This window comes from Leuconostoc inhae, assembly GCF_019656015.1.
GTDB lineage: Bacteria > Bacillota > Bacilli > Lactobacillales > Lactobacillaceae > Leuconostoc > Leuconostoc inhae_A.
This window is the reverse complement of sequence record NZ_BPKW01000005.1, coordinates 1-19807: the sequence shown is the minus strand read 5'-3', so window position 1 is coordinate 19807 and position 19807 is coordinate 1. Positions and strand designations below refer to the sequence as shown.

Annotated in this window: 18 protein-coding genes, 1 pseudogene and 2 riboswitches; of the genes and pseudogenes, 5 read left to right on the top strand and 14 right to left on the bottom strand. The window is 36.7% G+C overall.

Annotation, left to right across the window (positions count from 1 at the left end; all coding sequences use genetic code 11):
* Positions 1–45: 45 nt before the first annotated feature.
* Positions 46–816 carry a (S)-acetoin forming diacetyl reductase gene (locus tag K5Q14_RS03795; RefSeq protein ID WP_220734512.1) on the bottom strand — a complete coding sequence of 257 codons (771 nt, stop codon included), beginning with the start codon at positions 814–816 and terminating at the stop codon, positions 46–48.
* Positions 817–973: 157 nt separating this feature from the next.
* Here K5Q14_RS03795 and K5Q14_RS03790 point away from each other — a divergent pair, with 157 nt between their 5' ends.
* The gene (locus K5Q14_RS03790; RefSeq protein ID WP_220734511.1) at positions 974–1654 is read left to right on the top strand and encodes a DUF6198 family protein; all 681 of its coding nucleotides are present in this window, start codon (positions 974–976) and stop codon (positions 1652–1654) included.
* A 40-nt stretch (positions 1655–1694) separates the two neighbouring features.
* Here the strand turns inward: K5Q14_RS03790 and K5Q14_RS03785 are convergent, their stop codons facing one another.
* From K5Q14_RS03785 to K5Q14_RS03775, 3 genes are all read right to left on the bottom strand, one after another.
* A complete protein-coding gene (locus K5Q14_RS03785; protein WP_220734510.1) occupies positions 1695–2174 on the bottom strand; it encodes a DUF805 domain-containing protein in 480 nt (159 codons plus the stop codon).
* A gap of 83 nt (positions 2175–2257) precedes the next feature.
* Entirely contained in the window at positions 2258–2836 is a 579-nt protein-coding gene (locus K5Q14_RS03780) for a folate family ECF transporter S component (protein ID WP_220734509.1), read from the bottom strand.
* Positions 2837–2877: 41 nt separating this feature from the next.
* A riboswitch (THF riboswitch) is annotated at positions 2878–3004 on the bottom strand.
* Positions 3005–3141: 137 nt separating this feature from the next.
* Complete coding sequence (locus tag K5Q14_RS03775) at positions 3142–3969, bottom strand: LysR family transcriptional regulator (protein WP_220734508.1); 828 nt, start codon at positions 3967–3969, stop codon at positions 3142–3144.
* A 118-nt stretch (positions 3970–4087) separates the two neighbouring features.
* On the opposite strand from K5Q14_RS03775, the gene K5Q14_RS03770 reads away from it, so the two are divergent.
* Positions 4088–5086: a YeiH family protein gene (locus K5Q14_RS03770; protein WP_220734507.1), complete on the top strand. Its 999-nt coding sequence runs from the start codon at positions 4088–4090 to the stop codon at positions 5084–5086.
* 147 nt (positions 5087–5233) lie between these two features.
* On the opposite strand, the gene fabI is transcribed toward K5Q14_RS03770, so the two are convergent.
* The 8 genes and pseudogenes from fabI to thiE form a co-directional block, all read right to left on the bottom strand.
* The gene (gene fabI, locus K5Q14_RS03765) at positions 5234–5989 is read right to left on the bottom strand and encodes an enoyl-ACP reductase FabI (protein ID WP_220734506.1); all 756 of its coding nucleotides are present in this window, start codon (positions 5987–5989) and stop codon (positions 5234–5236) included.
* Between the two features lie 186 nt (positions 5990–6175).
* Positions 6176–7801, bottom strand: coding sequence for a leucine-rich repeat protein (locus K5Q14_RS03760; RefSeq protein WP_220734505.1), 1626 nt, complete (start codon positions 7799–7801; stop codon positions 6176–6178).
* Between the two features lie 214 nt (positions 7802–8015).
* Entirely contained in the window at positions 8016–9227 is a 1212-nt protein-coding gene (locus K5Q14_RS03755; RefSeq protein ID WP_220734504.1) for a Zn-dependent hydrolase, read from the bottom strand.
* Positions 9228–9230: 3 nt separating this feature from the next.
* The gene (locus K5Q14_RS03750) at positions 9231–10460 is read right to left on the bottom strand and encodes an MFS transporter (RefSeq protein WP_220734503.1); all 1230 of its coding nucleotides are present in this window, start codon (positions 10458–10460) and stop codon (positions 9231–9233) included.
* Positions 10457–11238 (bottom strand): annotated as a pseudogene (locus K5Q14_RS03745) (thiazole synthase). The gene K5Q14_RS03750 and the pseudogene K5Q14_RS03745 overlap by 4 nt, the downstream one beginning before the upstream one ends.
* A gap of 19 nt (positions 11239–11257) precedes the next feature.
* Positions 11258–11905: a sulfur carrier protein ThiS adenylyltransferase ThiF gene (gene thiF / locus K5Q14_RS03740; protein ID WP_220734502.1), complete on the bottom strand. Its 648-nt coding sequence runs from the start codon at positions 11903–11905 to the stop codon at positions 11258–11260.
* A 23-nt stretch (positions 11906–11928) separates the two neighbouring features.
* Entirely contained in the window at positions 11929–12129 is a 201-nt protein-coding gene (gene thiS, locus K5Q14_RS03735) for a sulfur carrier protein ThiS (protein WP_220734501.1), read from the bottom strand.
* Positions 12130–12168: 39 nt separating this feature from the next.
* Positions 12169–12804, bottom strand: a complete 636-nt coding sequence (thiE, locus tag K5Q14_RS03730) for a thiamine phosphate synthase (protein ID WP_220734500.1) — start codon at positions 12802–12804, stop codon at positions 12169–12171.
* A gap of 90 nt (positions 12805–12894) precedes the next feature.
* A riboswitch (TPP riboswitch) is annotated at positions 12895–12991 on the bottom strand.
* A 122-nt stretch (positions 12992–13113) separates the two neighbouring features.
* On the opposite strand from thiE, the gene K5Q14_RS03725 reads away from it, so the two are divergent.
* Positions 13114–13944, top strand: a complete 831-nt coding sequence (locus K5Q14_RS03725; RefSeq protein WP_220734499.1) for a VOC family protein — start codon at positions 13114–13116, stop codon at positions 13942–13944.
* 618 nt (positions 13945–14562) lie between these two features.
* Positions 14563–15198, top strand: a complete 636-nt coding sequence (locus K5Q14_RS03720; RefSeq protein WP_220734498.1) for a plasmid pRiA4b ORF-3 family protein — start codon at positions 14563–14565, stop codon at positions 15196–15198.
* A gap of 323 nt (positions 15199–15521) precedes the next feature.
* Here K5Q14_RS03720 and K5Q14_RS03715 read toward each other — a convergent pair whose 3' ends face one another.
* The gene (locus tag K5Q14_RS03715) at positions 15522–16322 is read right to left on the bottom strand and encodes a C40 family peptidase (RefSeq protein WP_220734497.1); all 801 of its coding nucleotides are present in this window, start codon (positions 16320–16322) and stop codon (positions 15522–15524) included.
* Positions 16323–16569: 247 nt separating this feature from the next.
* Positions 16570–18525, bottom strand: coding sequence for a Cna B-type domain-containing protein (locus K5Q14_RS03710; RefSeq protein ID WP_220734496.1), 1956 nt, complete (start codon positions 18523–18525; stop codon positions 16570–16572).
* 252 nt (positions 18526–18777) lie between these two features.
* On the opposite strand from K5Q14_RS03710, the gene K5Q14_RS03705 reads away from it, so the two are divergent.
* The gene (locus K5Q14_RS03705; RefSeq protein ID WP_220734495.1) at positions 18778–19770 is read left to right on the top strand and encodes a helix-turn-helix domain-containing protein; all 993 of its coding nucleotides are present in this window, start codon (positions 18778–18780) and stop codon (positions 19768–19770) included.
* Positions 19771–19807: the final 37 nt, after the last annotated feature.

The window sequence follows — 19807 nt, the reverse complement described above, 5'->3', positions numbered from 1 at the left end:
TAACTTTCTTTATTACAACACAAATATTGCATGTTAGTCAAGTGATCAACGGAAAACCATGCCACCATCCACAATGATTGTTTGACCTGTCACATAATTTGAATCATCACTAGCTAAAAATCCAACAACACTAGCAATTTCTTCAGGCTCACTCAAACGACCTAGAGAGATGCCATCTGAGAATTGTGCCATACCCCATTCATCATCTTTACCAGCATTTTGACCGACCTCATGGGCAATATCCCACATCATTGGTGTTTTGACAATTCCTGGTGCAAAGGCATTAACTGTGATGCCAAATTGGGCTAATTCTTTAGCTGTTGTTTGTGTGATACCACGAATAGCAAACTTTGTTGAACCGTAAACAGTTAAATTAGGGTTCCCTTCAACACCAGCTTGTGATGTCGCGTTAATGATTTTACCACCATGTCCCAATTCTTTGAATACTTCTGTAGCAGCCTGCGTTCCCCATACAACACCGTTAACATTAATACCCCAAGTCCAATTCATGTCGTCTTCTGTGACGTCCATGATTGGTGTCGTTGGTGCCACACCGGCGTTGTTAACAATGACATTCAAATCACCAAACTCTGATTTTGTCGCTGCCACTGCCGCAAAAACTTCATCACGTTTCGCAACATCTGCTTTAATGGCAATAGCGTCACCACCTTGCGCCTTAATGTCATTTGCTACGCGTTGCACTTTTTCCAAATGTCGACCAACCAAGGCTACCTGAAAGCCATCTTTCACTAGACGATGGGCAATTGCCTCACCAATGCCTTGACCGGCGCCTGTTACTAATGCTACTTTACTCATAATTAAGTTCCTTTCTTAGTCATACGACTTTACAAGTAATAATATACGCCTAGTTTGTGAATAAGTAAACTAATTAATTTAATCACTTTTCTAAAAAAATGGTTATTACGTGCTGGTATTGTTATAATGAAAATATTATGGTTCTTGGGAGAATGGCATGTACTACATCGATGGTCAATTTTATCAACTTGGTTTAAAACAAAAAATTAGTTTTTTCGTTATTTCGCTCATTGTTAATTCATTTGGCAATGGATTAAGCGTTGCCTCTACCATGGGTTCAGCACCTTGGACTGCTAGTGCTGCCAATTTATCCAATGCAAGTGGTTTACCAATTGGTATTTTTTTAGCATTAGTCGCTATTTCAATTGCCTTTTTAAACATGTTTCTTGCCATGAACTTCAATTGGCCCCGTCTAATTGGCAATATTATTTTTGGTTTATCATTTAGTTTTTTAGTCAGCTTTTTTGCTAATTATTTTGTTAGCATTGGTATTCACTCACTTGCTTGGTGGGTACGTATACCCATTGATTTTTTTGCTATCTGGACCATCGGGGTCGCGATTTCTATCTATCAACGTGTCAACTGGATTTTGCATCCCCTAGATGACCTCACAAATATTTTACGTTTCGATTATTTTCACGGCAACGCCTCTAAAGCACAAATGAGTAACTTTGCTGCTGCAATTGGTCTATCAATTGTCGCTTTTATTTTTAGCCATCAATTTGTCGCACTGGGAATTGGTACAGTCTTATCTTTTTTCTTCCAAGGTCGCAACATTGCCTGGTCAGATAAATATATTTTCAAGCATCTTGTCCATGGTGACGTTAGAGGCAATTAAAAAGTGTTGATCAGCTAACATATTAGCTGATCAACACTTTTTAATTGTACTTAGTATTTAACTTTGATGGTCCAAACGATAGCCAGAGCGTAAAGCATAAGCTACTAATCGTTTGAATCCCATAAAGTATATCTTCATTGATGCCTGGATTTATAACAGCGACTAATATTGTCGCCGCATTGACAATAATTATTATAAGTTGCCACCAACCTGAATAACCCATATCATGTAGCCGTCTGGCATATAACGCTAAATTAGGAATAATAATTATTATTGATAACACCACAGAAATCGCAACCACTAAAATAATTGTGCCTAACAGCGGTGTCGTATCAGTCATCGTATCACCACGCTTACCAAAAAAAGCACCCAAACCAGCGACACATACGATTAATATAGCGATGATCCAATAAATAATACCCCAGAACCAAGTCATCCAATTAAACGCACTTCTCGAACTTGTACCAATAAATCGTTTATATTGTTTAAAAAAATCTATTAATGCACCCCAAGCTGTCATAAAGATATCCCCTATACCATTTTTTCAAGTTTACCATTATCTCCTTTTATTGGCAATAAAAAACAGCCGAAGCTGTCTGATTTTTATTGTTTAAAAATTTTTTTAGTGGCTTGTTTAACTGCAGGATTATTCAAAAAAACATACGTCACAATAACTTGTATTGGATACATCATAATCGATTTAATTAAACGTGGCATAAGGAATGTAACAAATGAATCCCATGTATGCACCTGAGAGTACATAATGAAGAGCCACAATGTATTCATACCAGCATTAACAATGAACGTTACTAAGCCAACTGCTATCAGAATTCTAACCCAACTGACATGTAACTGATTGTAATAAAACAAAGCGTAGATCAGCCCACCTGTAATTGCTGATAAGGTAAATCCTGGAAAAAATGCACCGCTTGGATTAATAATTGTTGCACCAACTACATCTAAGATAGTTGCAATCATCATGGTCCATATTGGACCATACCATTTAGCAATTAACGACATTGCCACAAACACAAAACTAATTTTGAGAACGTTTGTACCAACAGTTAATTTACCTAAGACTATATGAAGCCCGATAAGTAAAGCAAGTACCACAAATTGACTCACGTCTAATTTGGGTAGTGACCAAGTGCCTTTAACAGGCGTTGTGTTTTGAACTGCCATAGTTCTGAACCTCCGAGTGGAGCGCTCACCGCAAAACATATATTGGTGAATGTGATATCTGCATCGCACAAAAAATTACAACATGGTTTTACCACATAGCATTTTTTATTTCGTTGAAGGATCACATTCCGTCTCCCTCACACTTAACGCGCAGATATCTACCCCTTTTTTTATTTGTCATATTGACTTCCCCATTGTAGCACCTTTCTATCCGAACAATACCAAAATGTCACTTATTCGCCTGATATGTTTAATTGATACCACATATTGTCATGTTAACTGAATTAGCAACTAACTGACATCGTTCAAATTTTTTTAGCAATTTTTTCTAAAGTCACAATAAAATCCTGAATCTCAGGGCGATTATTATGTTGGTGATTAATTAAATAAAAATCACGATTAAAACTATCTGGTAGCTTTTTAAATGGCACATTTTTTGGTAATGTTTGACTACTGACAATAGATTTACCAATATTTTCTGACAGCATTTTGACAATGATATCATTATTCGTAATCGTTAAAAAGTGTTCTGGTACAATATTTTGTTGTTTGAAATATTGTTGCATGTAATGGTAAACGCCTGATCCTTTTTCTCTCACGAGCCACGTGTCAGAATCAAGATTTCCTGCTAATACCAGTTGATCTTTAGCCAATGTACGGCGTAAAATAAAATCATTTGTGATAGGCTTTTCAATAAAACCTAAATCAAATTGCTTATTCAATACCCCAGCCAAGATTTCTTCCGAATTATGCATTTCAACTTTTAAATTTATGCTGTTAAGCGCTGATTTTGATAATTGTGCTATAATTTTGGGCAATAAAACAGTCGCCGTCGTTTGTGAGGCGCCAATACTAATACTTGTACGCGTATTTCCTGTTGTTAAATCTAAACTAGATGTGGCTTCTTGCCAATCATCGAGTAATTGTGTCGCATGTTGATAAAACCGACGCGCATTTAATGTCGGTGATAAAAACATACGCCCGTTACGGTCAAATAATTTGACATGCAATTGTTCTTCTAACTGCTTAATATGAACGCTAACTGTTGGTTGCGAGATAAAAAGTTGATCTGCTGCTTTGGAAAAGGATCTTGTTTCATACACAGCAATAAATGTTTTTATTAGTTTAAGCATTGACCTATCCATTATGTTTATTAATTGAATATATTATAAACATTTATTTTACAAATAGCAAATAAACGCGTAGCATAAGAATTAACGAAAAAATATTGGGTAATTTAGGAGAATAGTTGTGAGAATAAAAGCTAACATGTTAAACGGTATTATTGCTACCGTTATTTTATCAATCGTCGCTAAAATTTTAGCGATATGGTTACCGTTTTTAGGTGCCGAAGCCATTGCCATGTTACTTGGTATATTACTTGGGAATACTGTTTTAACAGGTGCGACATGGGCACCAGGTATGAAATGGGCTGAAAAATTCCCAATTGAAATTGGTATTGCCTTAATGGGTCTAACAGTAACATTACGTACAATAGAAAAATTAGGTATTAATGGTCTATTATTCATCTTAATTCAAATGGCTCTGACAATTGTTATTGTCCTTTGGTTAGGTGGCCGTATATTTAAGGTATCAAAACAGTCCGCCATGTTAATGGGTGCTGGTAACGCTGTTTGTGGGTCAAGTGCTATTGCATCAGTGTCACCTGCAATTGGCGCAACTGATGATCAACGTCGAACGACTGTAGCAACAGTTAGCTTAACTGGTGTCGTACTACTTCTTGTGCTACCTGTTATTGGCCCTTACTTAGTTGGTAACAACAATTTACTGCTTGGTGCATTAGTTGGTGGCGTCGTACAGTCAGTTGGCCAAGTTGTTGGTACTGCTGCTTTGATTAACCCAACCGTCGTCACTTATGCTACCCTATTTAAAATGTTACGCATTATTTTACTCACTGTCGTTGTCTTAATATTTGCAAAGATGGCGCAAAAAGACGATACTAATAATCAAATTGCGGCGCCTAGTAAGGGCATTAAAATTCCTTGGTTCATTATTGCCTTTGTGATCTTACTCTGTGTGAACAGTTTCATTTCATTACCAAACCTCGTTAATAGTGGTGCCAAAACCATTTCTAGTTTTACTGGTGTCGTTAACTTAGCAGGAATTGGTTTAAATCTTAAAGTTGCCACAATTAAAAAATCTGGTGGCAAATTCTTAACCTATGGACTAGTGACCGGTGCTGTACAGGTCATCCTAGCAGTCATCTTAATTCATCTTTTATCTAATTAATCGTTTTGATATCAAAAAAGCATATCATGGGGACAAAAATAATTTCGCCCATGATATGCTTTTTTAATTAAATTGTAAAGTGACAAGCTAACCGCAAGCATTAGAGACCAATCAGTCTGCTTTACTACTGACCTACTGGCAACTAAATTAAATAAGGTGAGTCCCTTTATCAACGTATATGGTATCACCAACGATGCCGCTAGCAATCGAGCTTAACAAGAATGCCGCTGTATTGCCAACTTCTTCAATCGTTACGCCAACACCATCAACAGTACGTTCATCTGAGATTCTAATTAAATCATTATGACTTTTAACACCAGTAACGGCTAATGTTTTAACAGCACCCGCTGAGATAGCGTTAACGCGAATATTTTTGTCAGCTAAATCACGCGCCAAGTAGCGAACTGCTGATTCAAGACCTGCTTTAGCAATGCCCATAACATTGTAGTTAGGTATAGCTCTTTCAGATCCCATATAAGTGAGGGTTACGATTGAACTATTGTCATTCATAATTTCACGACCATACTTAGCAGCTGCGATTAATGAATAGACACTGATATTTTGAGCTAGTGAAAAGCTGGCAAGTGTGCCATCAGTAACTTTATTATCTAAATCACTCTTTTCAGCATAGGCAATCGCATGGACAATACCATCAACTTTGCCAACTTTTTGAACAATAGTTGTAAAGGCAGCTTCTATATTTTCCGGCTTAGAGACATCACATTCAACTTTTAAAACTGAATCATCAACGAATCGGTCTAAACTGCGCTTCATACGATCATTTTGATAAGTTAAAATAACTTGGCCACCTTGATTGATAACTGCTTGCATACAACCAAAAGCTAAACTACTTTTATTTGCTACCCCCATAATGATAATTTTTTTATTATCTAAAAAGCCCATGGTCAAAACACCTCTTAATTTTAAATTTTATTATATAAAGTATGACCTAATTTAATAAAATTGTCAACGGCGTAAACTATCATGCTTTTATCATTAAACTGACGCATCAAACAATAGAGTAAAACCCCTAACCAATAAACTCGCTAATGAATTGGTTGGTTAGAGGCTAGCACAGCGTCTACTGCTTTAATTTAATTTATCGCCACTGTTAGCGTCAAACTGATGTACACTACCATCCTTAAAGGTAACTGAATATCCTTTAACCTGTGTCCCATCTGGATTAAAGTAATACGTATGACCGTCAATAATCTGTTGTCCAGTTAATGGTAGACCCTTATTGCCTAAGTACTGCCACTCACCATTTGGCATCTTCATAAAACGCTTTTTTATTGGACTTTTAGCCTGACTAGTTGTGGCACCAAAAGGGTACAAAACAGCAGAAAAATCTTTTTCCGATGGCATTTGATTAACAGCATCAGTCAATGCGATTGATCTTTGCTGATTAAATAAGTTACCTACAAAACTACCAGAACCGACGCGTTGTAAACTTGATGGTAGCGCCACATCTTTTATTTGATTGTCTAAAAAGGTCCCATCCCCCATTGATTGCAAGGTATTGGGTAAATCAATACCACTTAACTGATTACTAGCAAAAATGAAATCATTTAACGCCGTCATATTGTTATTTGGCAAGTTAATTTTTGAAATATTATTCGAGGCAAAAGCATACCAGCCAATACCTGATATGTCAGGATTCAAACGATTAGGAAGTGTTAACGTATTTGAAATTTGATTATCATAGAACGCAAAATTGCCGATTTGTTTCAGCTTTGCTGCTTTAGAAAAATCAACTGCCACGATTCCTAATGATTTAAACGCATTGTCAGCTATTTTCGTTACGTTAGCTGGTATAACAATCGTTTTACCAAGCGTTGTCACCCCGGACTTGACGCCTGTAATCACAGAAGGATTCTGAGTATCATAGGTAAAACTGTTAGCCGCATTGATATTTCCTGGTGTGCCCGTGCCATATGCTTGGTGTTTTAGCGCATATTGATTGGCTATCTTGTTGGCTTGGCCAGTATTTTGGCCAAACGCTTCATAACCATACCAACGAATTGGTTGCTTGCCACTGCTGTTTAAGCGCTTGTTTGGTAGAACAGCAACACGTGATGCTTGATTACCATAGAATGCTCCTGAGCCAACATTTAAATCATTAGTATCTTTAATCGTTGTTAAATCAATGTTACTTAAACGATCCCCAGAAAAAGCCCAATCGCCTATCGCTGTGATAGTTGAAGGTAAACTAATTGCTGTAAGGTTCACATTTTTGGCAAATGCCCCATCATTAATGTGCGTTACCCCATTGGCAAATGTCACTGAATTAATAGCATTATCATAAAATATATACCATCCCAAATTATTATCATCAAGATTAGGATAATTAACAGTGCTCAAATGGTTTTTAGCAAAGGCGAAATCGCCAATAGATTTTAATTTAGTCGCCGTGCTAAAATCAACACGTCCAATACCTTGATTATAAAAGGCTGTATTAGCAATACTCGTCACATTACTCGGAATAACTACTGTCGCCCCAATATGTTGCGGTTTCCCATCTGAAAAACCATATAATACGCCATTTTCAACTTTTAAAGGTGACTGTGATATCGTGTCAGCATGTGCTGTCATATGATTAAAATTAATCATAATTATTGCTACAAATAGGACTAATATTGTCTTTAAAAAAGCCTTGTTTGTTTGGATTTTACCCCCAAAAATGCCAACAGATATCGTCCTGTTATTAAATGTCATAATCAATTTCCCCCAGTTATTTCTGACGTGCTTTAAACACGTCTCCTCATGATGCCCTCTTGTTTATAGTGTTAGATAATTAATATCCGATGTCATATGTGAACAAGGTAGCAATAATATCTTTTAGTTTATCATATTTTTGTTATTTCACCCAATTGCTATTATATCTATACTAAAAAAGTCCACTTGTGACGTGAACTTTCTAACCCGTACATCAATTACAATAGGCTAAATCATATAACGATCTCTGTAACACACGCTGACCTGCTAAAAGGTCTGACTCAGCCGTATTTTCTTGTGGCACATGACTAACCCCATCTTGACTTGGCACAAAAATCATCACACTGGGCACCTTACCATTTGCTATGACTTGTGCATCGTGACCTGCGCCTGAAAACAATCTTTCCCCCACTAATTTTTCTTGTTTCATACTACGAATTACTTGTTGTTGTAACTGATAATCCATAGGCGTTGCTACAACATTTGTTGTTAAACGATAAGTTGCCCCAACAGCATTAATGATCTGGGTCACCTTCTCAAAAGCGTGATCCAACAAATTCTGATCTATGTGCCTGATGTCTAATGCTATATCAACTTTTTCTGGTATAACATTCGCTACATTTGGGAAAGCAATGATTTTTCCGATTGTAAATCGTAACCCTTTCATCAGCCCCAAAGATGAATAGATTTGAGTCATCAATTTAACGGCTTTTTGCATGGCATCAACGCGTCCTAACATTTGAGTTGTTCCTGCGTGATTGCTGATACCTTTTGTTGTTATCAGTAGTCGTTTTTGCCCAACAATGTCTGTCACAACGGCAATGTTAGCCGGCGATTGTTCTAATGTATTACCTTGCTCAATATGCAATTCAATATATGACCTAATTTTAAAATTAGGTCTCCCTACCGGCACCACTTGTCTTAATTCAGTCACGCGATTTTCCCGCTCTTGGTTAAACGTTGTACCCATGTGATCTTTTAAGTTAAAAACAGCATCATCCAATTGATGTGTCAGATAACGTGAGCCTGTAAAGGTGGCATCAAACCGTGAGCCCTCTTCTTCAGAAAAAGAAACAGCACACAACGGTATTTTCGGTGTCCCAAATTGCTGAAACAATTGTCCAACAGCTAAAACACTAGACACAACACCGTAAATGCCATCTAACCAACCCCCGTTTACCACCGTATCTATGTGAGATCCCGTCAAAATAACTGGTTTATGACTAATATGATCACTTGTTGCGGCATAAATAGTCCCCATTTTGTCACAAAAACAATACAAGCCGTAATCGTTAGCCACTGCAACATATTTTTTTTGCGCTAATGACCAATTATCATCATAAACACATCGGGTGACCCCGCCCATCGGCGTAGCCCCCAATTGTTTAAATTCATGCAATAGTGTCATTAATTTTTCATTATCCATACGCTATACACTTCTTTTTTCAGAAATTGTTAAACTAAACATAACTACGCCAACAAGTAGTAATATTGCTGATAAATAAAATCCCATCACCATACTACCCGTCCAATCCATCAAAAATCCCATGATGGTTGGTGCTAAAATTGAGGCTATCATACCAAAAAAATTATAGACACCAAATGTTGTCGCTAATTGATGATCGGGGGCGTTTTTTTTCACTGTATACAATAAAATAGGATCAATTGTCATTTTCCCAGTTACACCATAGACAATAAGCGATACAACTAACACAATATGACTATTACTTACCATTCCCATCACAAGTGACAAACTCGAAATAGGGACAAGAATCAAAAGTAAATGTCTGGCGTTAGTGATTCTATCGTTTAATCTTGCAAAAATTAACGCACTTGGTACAGCAATAAAAGGCACAATTGAAGCAATCCAACCAACATTAGATCCACTAACATGTCGATAAGTCGTTAAAAATAAAGGTAACCAAGTCAGCATTGTGATTTGACCATAAATTGATGCAAATAGCATAACATAGGTGACTATTAACTGCTTTGTAAATAAGGCACGAGTAGTATGTATTTTGTGATGAATCGTCTTTGATTGTGACCTATCTATTCGATTTTTTAACGAATAATGGGTATGTTTAACCACAGTTAAATACATAATACCCACAATTATCGTTGGTATGCCAACAATAATAAATGGTAAAGACCAGTGCATATGATACTGTAACACAACGTAACTTGATATTATTGTCCCAGTAATTTGCCCAATTGCTTGACCTGAATTAATAATTGCCAAACCCATTGTCAAATATTTGTTAGGTATATTTTGTGACGATAAACCAAAAGAAGCGCCATAAAACGTCCCTTCACCAAGGCCAACTAACGCACGTAAGACTAAAAACAAACCAAAACTGGTGACTAATCCTGAAACAACCGTCATTACTCCAAAAAAAACACAGCCTAGACCAATAAGCCACTTTTGATTACCGCGGTCGGCTAATTTAGCAAAAGGTATTTGCGAGACTGTATAGGTTAAAAAAAACACGGAAGAAATCATGCCTAACGCGACATTATTCAAGCCAAAGATCTTTTGAATTTCTGGCATAATCGGATTCAATACTGTACGATCAGCATAAATAAATACCCATCCAAAAAAATTTAGTGCTACAATTTTGAGCCAATAAGTATCAACAGCTACTTTTTTAGTCGTTGTCATTCTTTTGTACGACTAATACCTGATGTTGGAGAAGATGCCTCTGCTTTGCCATTAATCACACGTCCTGGCTTGGCCAAATAGGCTTTCCGTCCTGCTTCGATCGCTAATTTGAAGGCTTCAGACATTAACGGTATATTACCCGCTGTGGCCATGGCTGTATTTGCCATAATCGCATCAGCGCCCATTTCCATTGCTTCGGCTGCTTGGCTTGGCTTGGCTTACCAATACCTGCATCAATAATCACTGGTACATCGATTTCATCAATCAATATTTGTATTAAATCTTTATTGGCCAAACCTTTATTCGTCCCAATTGGTGCACCTAGTGGCATAACAGTCGCTGCACCAGCATCCACTAATTGCTTTGCAATCGTCAAATCCGGTAACATGTAGGGCATCACAATAAATCCCTCATTTGCCAACACTTCAGTCGCTTTTAAAGTTTGATAATCATCCGGTAGCAAATACTTTGTATCCGGAATGACTTCGAGTTTAATAAAGTCACTACCACTAAGTTCGCGCGCGATTCGTGCCATTCGGATTGTTTCTTCAGCATTACGACACCCCGAAGTGTTTGGTAGAATTGTCACATTATCTGGAATATAATCCAAAATATTTTCTGCTGCAGCATTCGAACGGCGCAACGCCATCGTAATAATCTGAGCACCAGCATACTTGATAGCAGAATCAATCAAGTCGTACGAATATTTTCCTGATCCTAGTATAAATCTAGAACTAAACTTGTGTCCTGCTATGATTAAATCATCATTCTGTCCCATTATTATTTTCCCTTTTAAATTAGATTTCGATTTTATTGACGAGTAGCTGTAAAATCATATTTGCTTGATGTCCCGCACAAATAATCACACGTGGCGCCATCAGGCCTTCAACCCCAGCCGTTGTTTGATCGCCACAAATATAGACATTTTCTCGCATTTTGCGGGTAACAATGTTATTAGCACTGTGTATACCTGCCAAGCCATTTCCCATCACAATCGGCTTTTCTGAAAAGAATTCACGTGCCGATTGCAAAATCACCGCTTTACTTGTTGGGTCATCAAATGCCTCACAGATAACATCGCTCGTCTCAAATAGTTCTTCAACGTTTTCATAAGTAACTCGCGTCTGCACCGTCGTAATATCTATAAACGGGTTAAATTCTAAAATATTTTGCTTTAAAGCAATCACTTTAGGCACACCAACTTGACTCAATTTAAACTGTTGTCGGTTCAAATTACTATAATCAACAACATCAAAGTCAATTAATGTTAAATGGCCAACGCCTGAACGTGCCAATGCAATCGCAATGTTAGAACCCAAACCGCCTGATCCTGCAATCGTAACATGAGCTTGTGCCAGTTTTTCCTGTGTGCCTGCCACATTCCGCGTCTTCATTTGTTTGTAAATGTCATCGACTGATACACCATCTATACTTATTTCTGCCATGTTATTTATCCTCATCATTTTTCTCAACCACCACCGACAAAAGAAATCACTTCAATGTCATCTTGATCCTCGAGTAATAAACTGTCATATACTTCTCGCTTGATAATCAGTCCATTGCGCTCAACGACAACGCGCGCTGTTTGCATCTCGAGGCGTTTCAACAACTCCGATATGCTTTGCCCAGCATGTGCTGCCGTGTCGATCTTGCCGTTCACTGTAATCATAATCACGCTACCTTTTCTTTATTTATTGAACAGCTACTGTTACCTCAGTTGTTCAACATTTTTTAAACAATTGGTCACTTTCGTACGCACATCTTCTGCCTGCATGAGTTCGCTGACCATGCAAACTCCTGAAATGCCTGTATTTTTAAAACTGAAAATATTATTTTCTTTAATCCCACCAATAGCGTTGACTGGTATGGCAACGTTATCAACAATGTCTTTTAATGTTGCTATCGTTGTATGTTTTGTAATGACCTTTGTTTTCGTTGGATAAATCGCACCAACACCGAAATAATCGGCACCCTGTGCCTCAGCTTCTTTAGCATGTTGAACATCTTTGACTGATACACCTAAAATTTTATCTTTGCCAATCAGCTGACGTACGATCTTAATCGGCAATTCATTATCTCCGATATGTACGCCAGCTGCATTGACAGCCAAACAAATATCGACACGATCGTCGATAATTAACGGTATGTTGAATTTATCCGTGATCTTTTTTACTGCAACTGCTAAATCAAAATATCGTTTCGTCGTAACGTCCTTTTCTCTTAGTTGAACAAGTGTCACACCACTATCACAAGCTTCAAAGACAATGTTCAAAAATTGTTCATCTGAATAATCATATCGATTTGTAACTAAGTACAATGAGTAGTCAATATTTTTATTAACCAAATCTATCTATCCTCTTTTCGTCATTTCAATTTCCAAACATAAAAAAACTGCTCCTCACGTTAAAACACGCAAAAAACAGTTCGACAAATAATATTATCAATCATATCTTCCTACGCAGATTCTAATCTGATCAGGTTATATGGGTATTTCTCAGCCAGTAAAACAGTTGGCACCCCAGATATCTTTATTTAATTATACGTTCATAGTACACCACGTCATTGTATGTGTCAATATTAAACAACTATCACTAGACAAACCAGTCAAAAACCATTATCATTACTTATAAATAGTAAGTAAAGAGGAAAAAACATGCTACATATCAATTATAACATCGAACAGCTGACACTAATGGCCGACAATGACATGAAAATGCGCAGTTTTTATCGTGATATTTTGGGCCTCATTGAAATACAAACCAGCAGTCATAGCTATTCGTATGCTTTTACAAGCTCAGATACACCATTTTTAACGCTGAATTTTGATGGGCATACAACCGGCAAACCACAGGCAGGGCTTTATCATTTTGCATTGCTTTTCCCAGATACTGCTTCCCTAGCCAGTCTTATTGAACGGCTGATTCTCATTGACTACCCTTTAGGGGCCGGAGATCATGATGTTAGTGAAGCGTTTTACTTAAACGATCCCAATGGCAATGGTATTGAATTGTATCATGACCGCCCTGAAACACTTTGGGAATGGGATAATAATTTTATTAAAATGGGCACGAAAGATGTCGATGTTCAAACATTACTACAAACAAAAAAAAGTGATTGGTCGGGATTTCCTAAGGGTATGACAATTGGCCATATTCACTTTGTTGGCAATGATCTCACACAAGGTGATGATTTTTTCATTAATACCCTAAAAATGGCATTAACAGCAACGATTGGTAATAGCGCCCATTTTTATTCACACAACCGCTATCATCACCATCACGCTTATAACACCTGGCTAGGACGCAATATTACTCAGCGTGGTGAGCAAGATAATGGCTTACTAAATTGGACTGTATCGGTCGATAGTCCCTACTTTAAGTTATTGCAGTCAAACTTAAGCAACAGAAACACATCTACAATAACAGGGCAGATCTGGTTAACTGATCCTTTTGGTAGCCAATTAATCATGATTGAAAAAAATTAAACGGCCACCATCATTGGTGATAGAGCTAAGCCTGTTATGGGATTATGATATAATATATAGGCAATCAAGTTAGGGCGTTGGTGAGTCTGATAGCTGGAGGTGGTGCTAATGAGCAATACTTTTAGCTATATGAAAGGATAACACCCAACATGGTCTTCTGGACCACGGTAATTGTTTTGGTTACAGCATTGGTTGGTTTGGCTACGAAAGTAGTTGAACTAGTCGTAGCCGTGATTGACAAGGCTAAAAAATAGCCAAACAAAAACCCCTTAACTTTGGTAGGTACTAGGGGTTTGCGTTAAATATTTTTATTTTAAGTAAATTACCACCAACGCCTAAGCGGGTTTGTGATTTGAAAGGTACGTGTATCTAGCACGTGCTTTTTTCTTATGTCTCAATTATATCATAATTATAAGAAAAACGAACAATTGTTAGTTAATTTGAAATTAGCAAGTAAAGTCTGGACCAATTCAGGTTAACATGCTCCTATACTGAAATTCCGGACTACTTTCTTTCTGGGGCGTAATCCGAGATAATATAGATCGGAGCACACGTCCCATTAACTCACCCAATTCATAGTATAATAGCATTATTACTACTTAATATTAAGGAAAAATTATGGCAGAGCATACTATCTACGAAATTGAAGCACAACTCAATGACTTCAAACCCACAATAAGACGGCGCTTTATCATTAATGGTGAACGCTCTTTAGCCTATCTAGGCTACACGCTCATGGCCATGTTTGAAATGTCTGGTAGCCATTTATTCGAATTCAACGATACAGTTACTATCCTAAAGGACTATTCAAAAAAAATAACGTTTGCTATACCCACACCTAATGATTCGGGTCCACTTGCGTCAGAAATATATAATGTATTCACAAATAAAATAAAGACATCTCTTCGAGACAAAGATGACACCTTGAACTTTGTATATGATTATGGCGATGCTTGGGAAATTTCACTCACCGTGGTCAACGTCGAAAAGAAAGACATTTCATTACAAAAAATCCCCTTCGTTTCAAACGGTGACGGCTTTGGTATTATTGAAAATATTGGTGGTACTCATGGGCTTGAAGACTACGCCCAAGCTATGAAAGCTGGAAAAGGTGAAGCATTTGACATGTACCATAACTGGCTAGGTGATAACTTGCCTGATATGGATCACTTTGATTTGGACGAGTTAAATTCTTACTTAAAAAATGAAGTAGGCTTTTTAAAACAGCAATATGAAAATGCGAATTGGGCATAATAAGTGCCTATACTTTATTATTTCGGATTCAGCCCTAGAAAAATAGTTTGGCAGTTCAATATGAGAGCACCAACTTGTGGAGAGGTTTGTGCTTTTTGGTCTATAACATAAGAACACAAGGTCAACCTGGAAAACTTATGCAACACATTTATTATGTACTAGAATAGCCTAGTCCTAGTTCGATTATCCTATTTTATCGTAAAAATAAAAAATGATGCAAACGACATCTTTAAACGTTTTGTTAGCACTAAAAAGTCAGCCACCAGTAACCTACTGATGGCTGACAACGTAAAACTATATCGCTAGATTAACGAATCGGCCAATTAATCGACTGATCCGGCAAAACTAGGCATCCATCCAGAATACAATGTTTGTACACGAACGACATCTCCTGGTTGTGGTGCGGCAATAAATTGATTATTTCCTAGATAAATACCGACATGGTAGGTTTCGCCATGACCACCCCAAAATAGTAAATCACCAGCTTGTGCTGCTGATACTGATTTTTGTTGTACCAACGCTTCTTGATAAACCGTATAGCTTGGGAAATTTGATGTCCGACCAGAATGGTTTAATACATAGGCAACAAATCCTGAACAATCAAATCCAGCAGGTGTTGTGCCACCCCAAACATACGGTGTGCCAACCAAACTCATAGCCAAATCACGCCAATTAGATGTGTTGTTATTGTTGTTATTGTTGTTATTACCAGATGCTGATAACTTCAACACTTGACCAACCGCAATATAATTCACATTTTGTATGTTATTAATATTAGCTAAGTCAGTCACTGACATGTTATGTGCTGCTGCAATACGATACAAGTTATCCCCTGCTTTAACTGTATATGTGTCCGTATTATCAGCAGGGTTTGGCACTGGTGTATTATTGTTACTTGAAGAATCAGGTGTTGTTAATTGTTGCCCAATAAAAATTAAATTCGTATTTTGAATATTATTGGTTTTAGCTAACTCAGCAACGCTTGTGCCATGTGCTGTAGCAATTGAATTAAGTGTGTCACCTGCTTTAACTGTCACTGTGTCAGCTGATACAGAAGCAATGCCGGCAATAGCAACTGTACCGGCAGCCGCAACGACAGACCTAATGATGGTAGATGGTTTCATGATGATTAACTCCTTTAGTTAACGTGTTAAATTCGTATGCAGTTTAAATTCTAATAAGATCAACGATAATGCGTCTATATTGAAAATTTAAATCATTTTCAATATAGACGCATTTTTTTTTAACAGTTTCAAAACATTTGGATAGTTACAGTGAATAAAATTTAACCAGCCAGTCTTAAAAATGCATTCGATTGATTAAATACCCACTGCTTGTTAAAGCAAGTCATTTAACCAATAATTTGTTCACTTACTTAGTCATTTCATTTCTTTTCCTACTAAGATAAATTAATGCACCAACTAATCCTACAAATAACATCGCATATACACCACACCATACAGCTGAATTAGCCGATGTGTGTGGTAATACACTTTGGTTCAATGGTATTACTGGCTTCACCGGTATTATTGGTTTGACAGGTGTCTCTGGTCTCAATGGATCATCTGGAATGATTGGATTAACAGGTGTCTCTGGTACATGCTTATTAGTGATGATAATATTTCCTGGGTTATCATCACTCACCGTTGCCTCATAACCATCTATTTTACCAACTTCTTTGACTGTATAAACAATTGCTTTGCCATCTACCTTCTTTGGCAAATTGTTCCAGATGTTTGTCCATTTATTGCCATCATTCAAAGTCACTGCACTACCAATTGCTTTGCTGTCTGCGTACAATTGAACTTTGATTGCTTCTGGCCGGACACCATCTTGGTTATTCTTATCATCCCAACGCTTTGTCACTGTCACACTTGTTTTACCAGGTGTGTAGTGATTTGTTAAGTTATACCCGTTTGTTTCTGTATTATAGCTTGGGACGACATTCTCAGTAATTGTATAAACGATTTCTTTTTCATTCTCATCGAACTTTGGTAAACCTGTGAATGAATACTTCCAATTATCCTTTGCCGTTACTGTCTTCTTCGTTACTTCTTTACCATTAGCCAACAAATGAACCGTTATCGAATCTGGGCGTATCCCATCTTGATTATTTTGATCGTCCCATGTCTTGGTACCATCAACAGATGTTTTGGTCTTGCCATCACCACCGCCACCATTATTTGGTGAATAAACATCAACCGTTTGTTTTTCAATATTGTCCCCTGTTAATGTTCCTGAATTTTCATACTTGCCAGCATTACCTTCATCCATAATTTTTGTTTCGTAATCAACAACCACTGTGTCACTTATATCATGTAAATTTATATGAAACTCAGTTGATCCATCCTCATAAACATCAGATTGTGGGACGTGGCTTGCTATTGTAAAATTAGCTCCTTCGGAATCATAAACAACATGGTATGCTTGAATTGAACTAGAAATTAAAGTTTGGTTTTCACCTATAAAATCAGTATAAACTGTATTCTTAACATCCGATTTAGCATAGTTCAAACGAACCCGCCAGTGAATGGTTGTTGGATCATTTTCATCATACCAACCCCATTTATAAAGTTTCTCATCTGGAGGAACTGGATCATTCCCAGGATCTATATCAATATCGGTTTTCCCATTTGTCCCCCAATCAACAGGAACTATTGTATCTTGATCAACTTGCGTCATATCCCAATGCACCCAGATATTCATACTTCCTGCAATGCCATTTTTAGCAGCTGTCTCTGCATAATCAGTAAGCGTAACTGTTACCTTACCTGTTTTATGATCAGCTTTAGCGTGGCCTATCACATTGCCATTAACATCTTTAATATCAAAAAGTACATCATTAGCTAATGTGAATACGCCTGGAACATTTACAGTCATTGTATCGCCTGATACAACATTTGTACCAGCAGGAATATCGAATTCCCAATGTGCTTGCATATCATCATAAAGGCCAAAATGCGTTTGAGGATTTCCATCCTTATCTTCTAATTCAGATTTAGTTATAAATTGTTCCCCCCAGTCCTTATTTGATTTAAAAGACGGTGCGCGAGGTTTTGCCTCGCTTATCTTAACCTCACTTTTATTTGATTGGCTATCAATCGTTGATTGCCTTTGTTTTGACTCTGAAGTACTTTTTTCACGTGTAATTTGTTCTTCTTTTGTTGTGCTTGATGTTTCAACTGATGAATTACTTTCTCCAGTCGTCGGTGCGACCTTTGACATAGTTTCTGAATTTGTACTTTCAGCCATAACTGTTATCGGTGTAGCTAAAAATGTACTTATTATGACTACAAGACTAAAATAAGTTGTTATTTTCTTAAGCATGTTTTCTCCTTTATTTTGTTGACAATACTTTATATTATTGCACTTGCATAACCCTTGTATCTATCCTCTTTTTTTAATTTTTTACAATTCTATGCGAATAAGTTATAACTCATTAAAAATTGACTATAGTCCAGTATCAACAAATTAGACGATGTCTCGTCGAAAAATAATACGCGTTTTTTGGTTGACTTATATACTGAACTCGATTATCATTAGCGTTGTCTTCGCAGTTCTAAAATTTTTGGAGGTTCCATGTTAATTAACTTTCTATCAAAAAAAAAGCAACGTCAGCTAGCTATTTTACAGTCACTTTTTACCAACACAAACAATGGGTTGCCTTATTTAGTGAAAGAATTTAATATAACAGAAGTTCAACTTACACATGATATTGAAGATATTAACAAAACTGTTTGGATGATTGCACACCAAGAATTAGTTAATACCGCTAATAAGCATAACTATACAGTTAATATCGATGATATGCATTTATATCAACAACTTGAATTTTATTTTCTTAATGACTCATTAGTTTTTCAAATTTGTGCTGAAATTATTACTCACCGACATCTAGCCTTTAACAACTTATGTGATAAATTTACTATCAGTACCTCTCATTGCTATCGTGTATTAAAACAACTTAATAGCATCTTAGATCAGTTCAATATTAATATTACAATTGATTCAAATACAATTCCTGTTTTTGTTGGCAATGAAATCAACATTAGAGTTTTTATGTTTTCATTCGTTAAGTACTGTTTTTCACGTAAAAGCTGGCCCTTCCCAACAATTTCTCAAGCTGAAACAATTTCCAATTTCAACTTGTTAAGTCCTAATAATAAACTTGCAGCACCACTCACAACAGAAATCACTTTATTACTTGCTATACTAAAACTCCGACTATCTAAAGGTTATTTTTTAAAACCAATTTCGGAATATGATCAAGCGTTGCTACAAACATTCGTCGTATCCGATTATGATATTTTTAAAAAGTTGTTTTTTTCAAAAAAAGTGATAGATAACAGCATTATCAAAGTAGAATTTTTTTACTTAAATTTTTTTACTCATTTACTATTACCAAACCTCATTGAAGAGAATCATGCAATTTCTTTAGGCACAATTATTTCGCATTCACATTTAACTGCCGATATTTTTGTCAACACATTAACAGCTGAATGGCAAAAATCATTCAATTTAAAACTCAACTCTGGATCTACGTCAATAAATCGGACACGCATTCTACTTTGATTTGCTATTTTTGTTCAAAGGCCACTGGGGTTAAATA

What these genes read in the sequence shown, in the direction of transcription:
- K5Q14_RS03795 (WP_220734512.1), bottom strand. Translation starts at nt 816, where the DNA reads ATGAGTAAAGTAGCATTAGTAACAGGCGCCGGTCAAGGCATTGGTGAG.
- K5Q14_RS03790 (WP_220734511.1), top strand. Translation starts at nt 974, where the DNA reads ATGTACTACATCGATGGTCAATTTTATCAACTTGGTTTAAAACAAAAA.
- K5Q14_RS03785 (WP_220734510.1), bottom strand. Translation starts at nt 2,174, where the DNA reads ATGACAGCTTGGGGTGCATTAATAGATTTTTTTAAACAATATAAACGA.
- K5Q14_RS03780 (WP_220734509.1), bottom strand. Translation starts at nt 2,836, where the DNA reads ATGGCAGTTCAAAACACAACGCCTGTTAAAGGCACTTGGTCACTACCC.
- K5Q14_RS03775 (WP_220734508.1), bottom strand. Translation starts at nt 3,969, where the DNA reads ATGCTTAAACTAATAAAAACATTTATTGCTGTGTATGAAACAAGATCC.
- fabI (WP_220734506.1), bottom strand. Translation starts at nt 5,989, where the DNA reads ATGGGCTTTTTAGATAATAAAAAAATTATCATTATGGGGGTAGCAAAT.
- K5Q14_RS03760 (WP_220734505.1), bottom strand. Translation starts at nt 7,801, where the DNA reads ATGACATTTAATAACAGGACGATATCTGTTGGCATTTTTGGGGGTAAA.
- K5Q14_RS03755 (WP_220734504.1), bottom strand. Translation starts at nt 9,227, where the DNA reads ATGGATAATGAAAAATTAATGACACTATTGCATGAATTTAAACAATTG.
- K5Q14_RS03750 (WP_220734503.1), bottom strand. Translation starts at nt 10,460, where the DNA reads ATGACAACGACTAAAAAAGTAGCTGTTGATACTTATTGGCTCAAAATT.
- thiF (WP_220734502.1), bottom strand. Translation starts at nt 11,905, where the DNA reads ATGGCAGAAATAAGTATAGATGGTGTATCAGTCGATGACATTTACAAA.
- thiS (WP_220734501.1), bottom strand. Translation starts at nt 12,129, where the DNA reads ATGATTACAGTGAACGGCAAGATCGACACGGCAGCACATGCTGGGCAA.
- K5Q14_RS03725 (WP_220734499.1), top strand. Translation starts at nt 13,114, where the DNA reads ATGCTACATATCAATTATAACATCGAACAGCTGACACTAATGGCCGAC.
- K5Q14_RS03720 (WP_220734498.1), top strand. Translation starts at nt 14,563, where the DNA reads ATGGCAGAGCATACTATCTACGAAATTGAAGCACAACTCAATGACTTC.
- K5Q14_RS03715 (WP_220734497.1), bottom strand. Translation starts at nt 16,322, where the DNA reads ATGAAACCATCTACCATCATTAGGTCTGTCGTTGCGGCTGCCGGTACA.
- K5Q14_RS03710 (WP_220734496.1), bottom strand. Translation starts at nt 18,525, where the DNA reads ATGCTTAAGAAAATAACAACTTATTTTAGTCTTGTAGTCATAATAAGT.
- K5Q14_RS03705 (WP_220734495.1), top strand. Translation starts at nt 18,778, where the DNA reads ATGTTAATTAACTTTCTATCAAAAAAAAAGCAACGTCAGCTAGCTATT.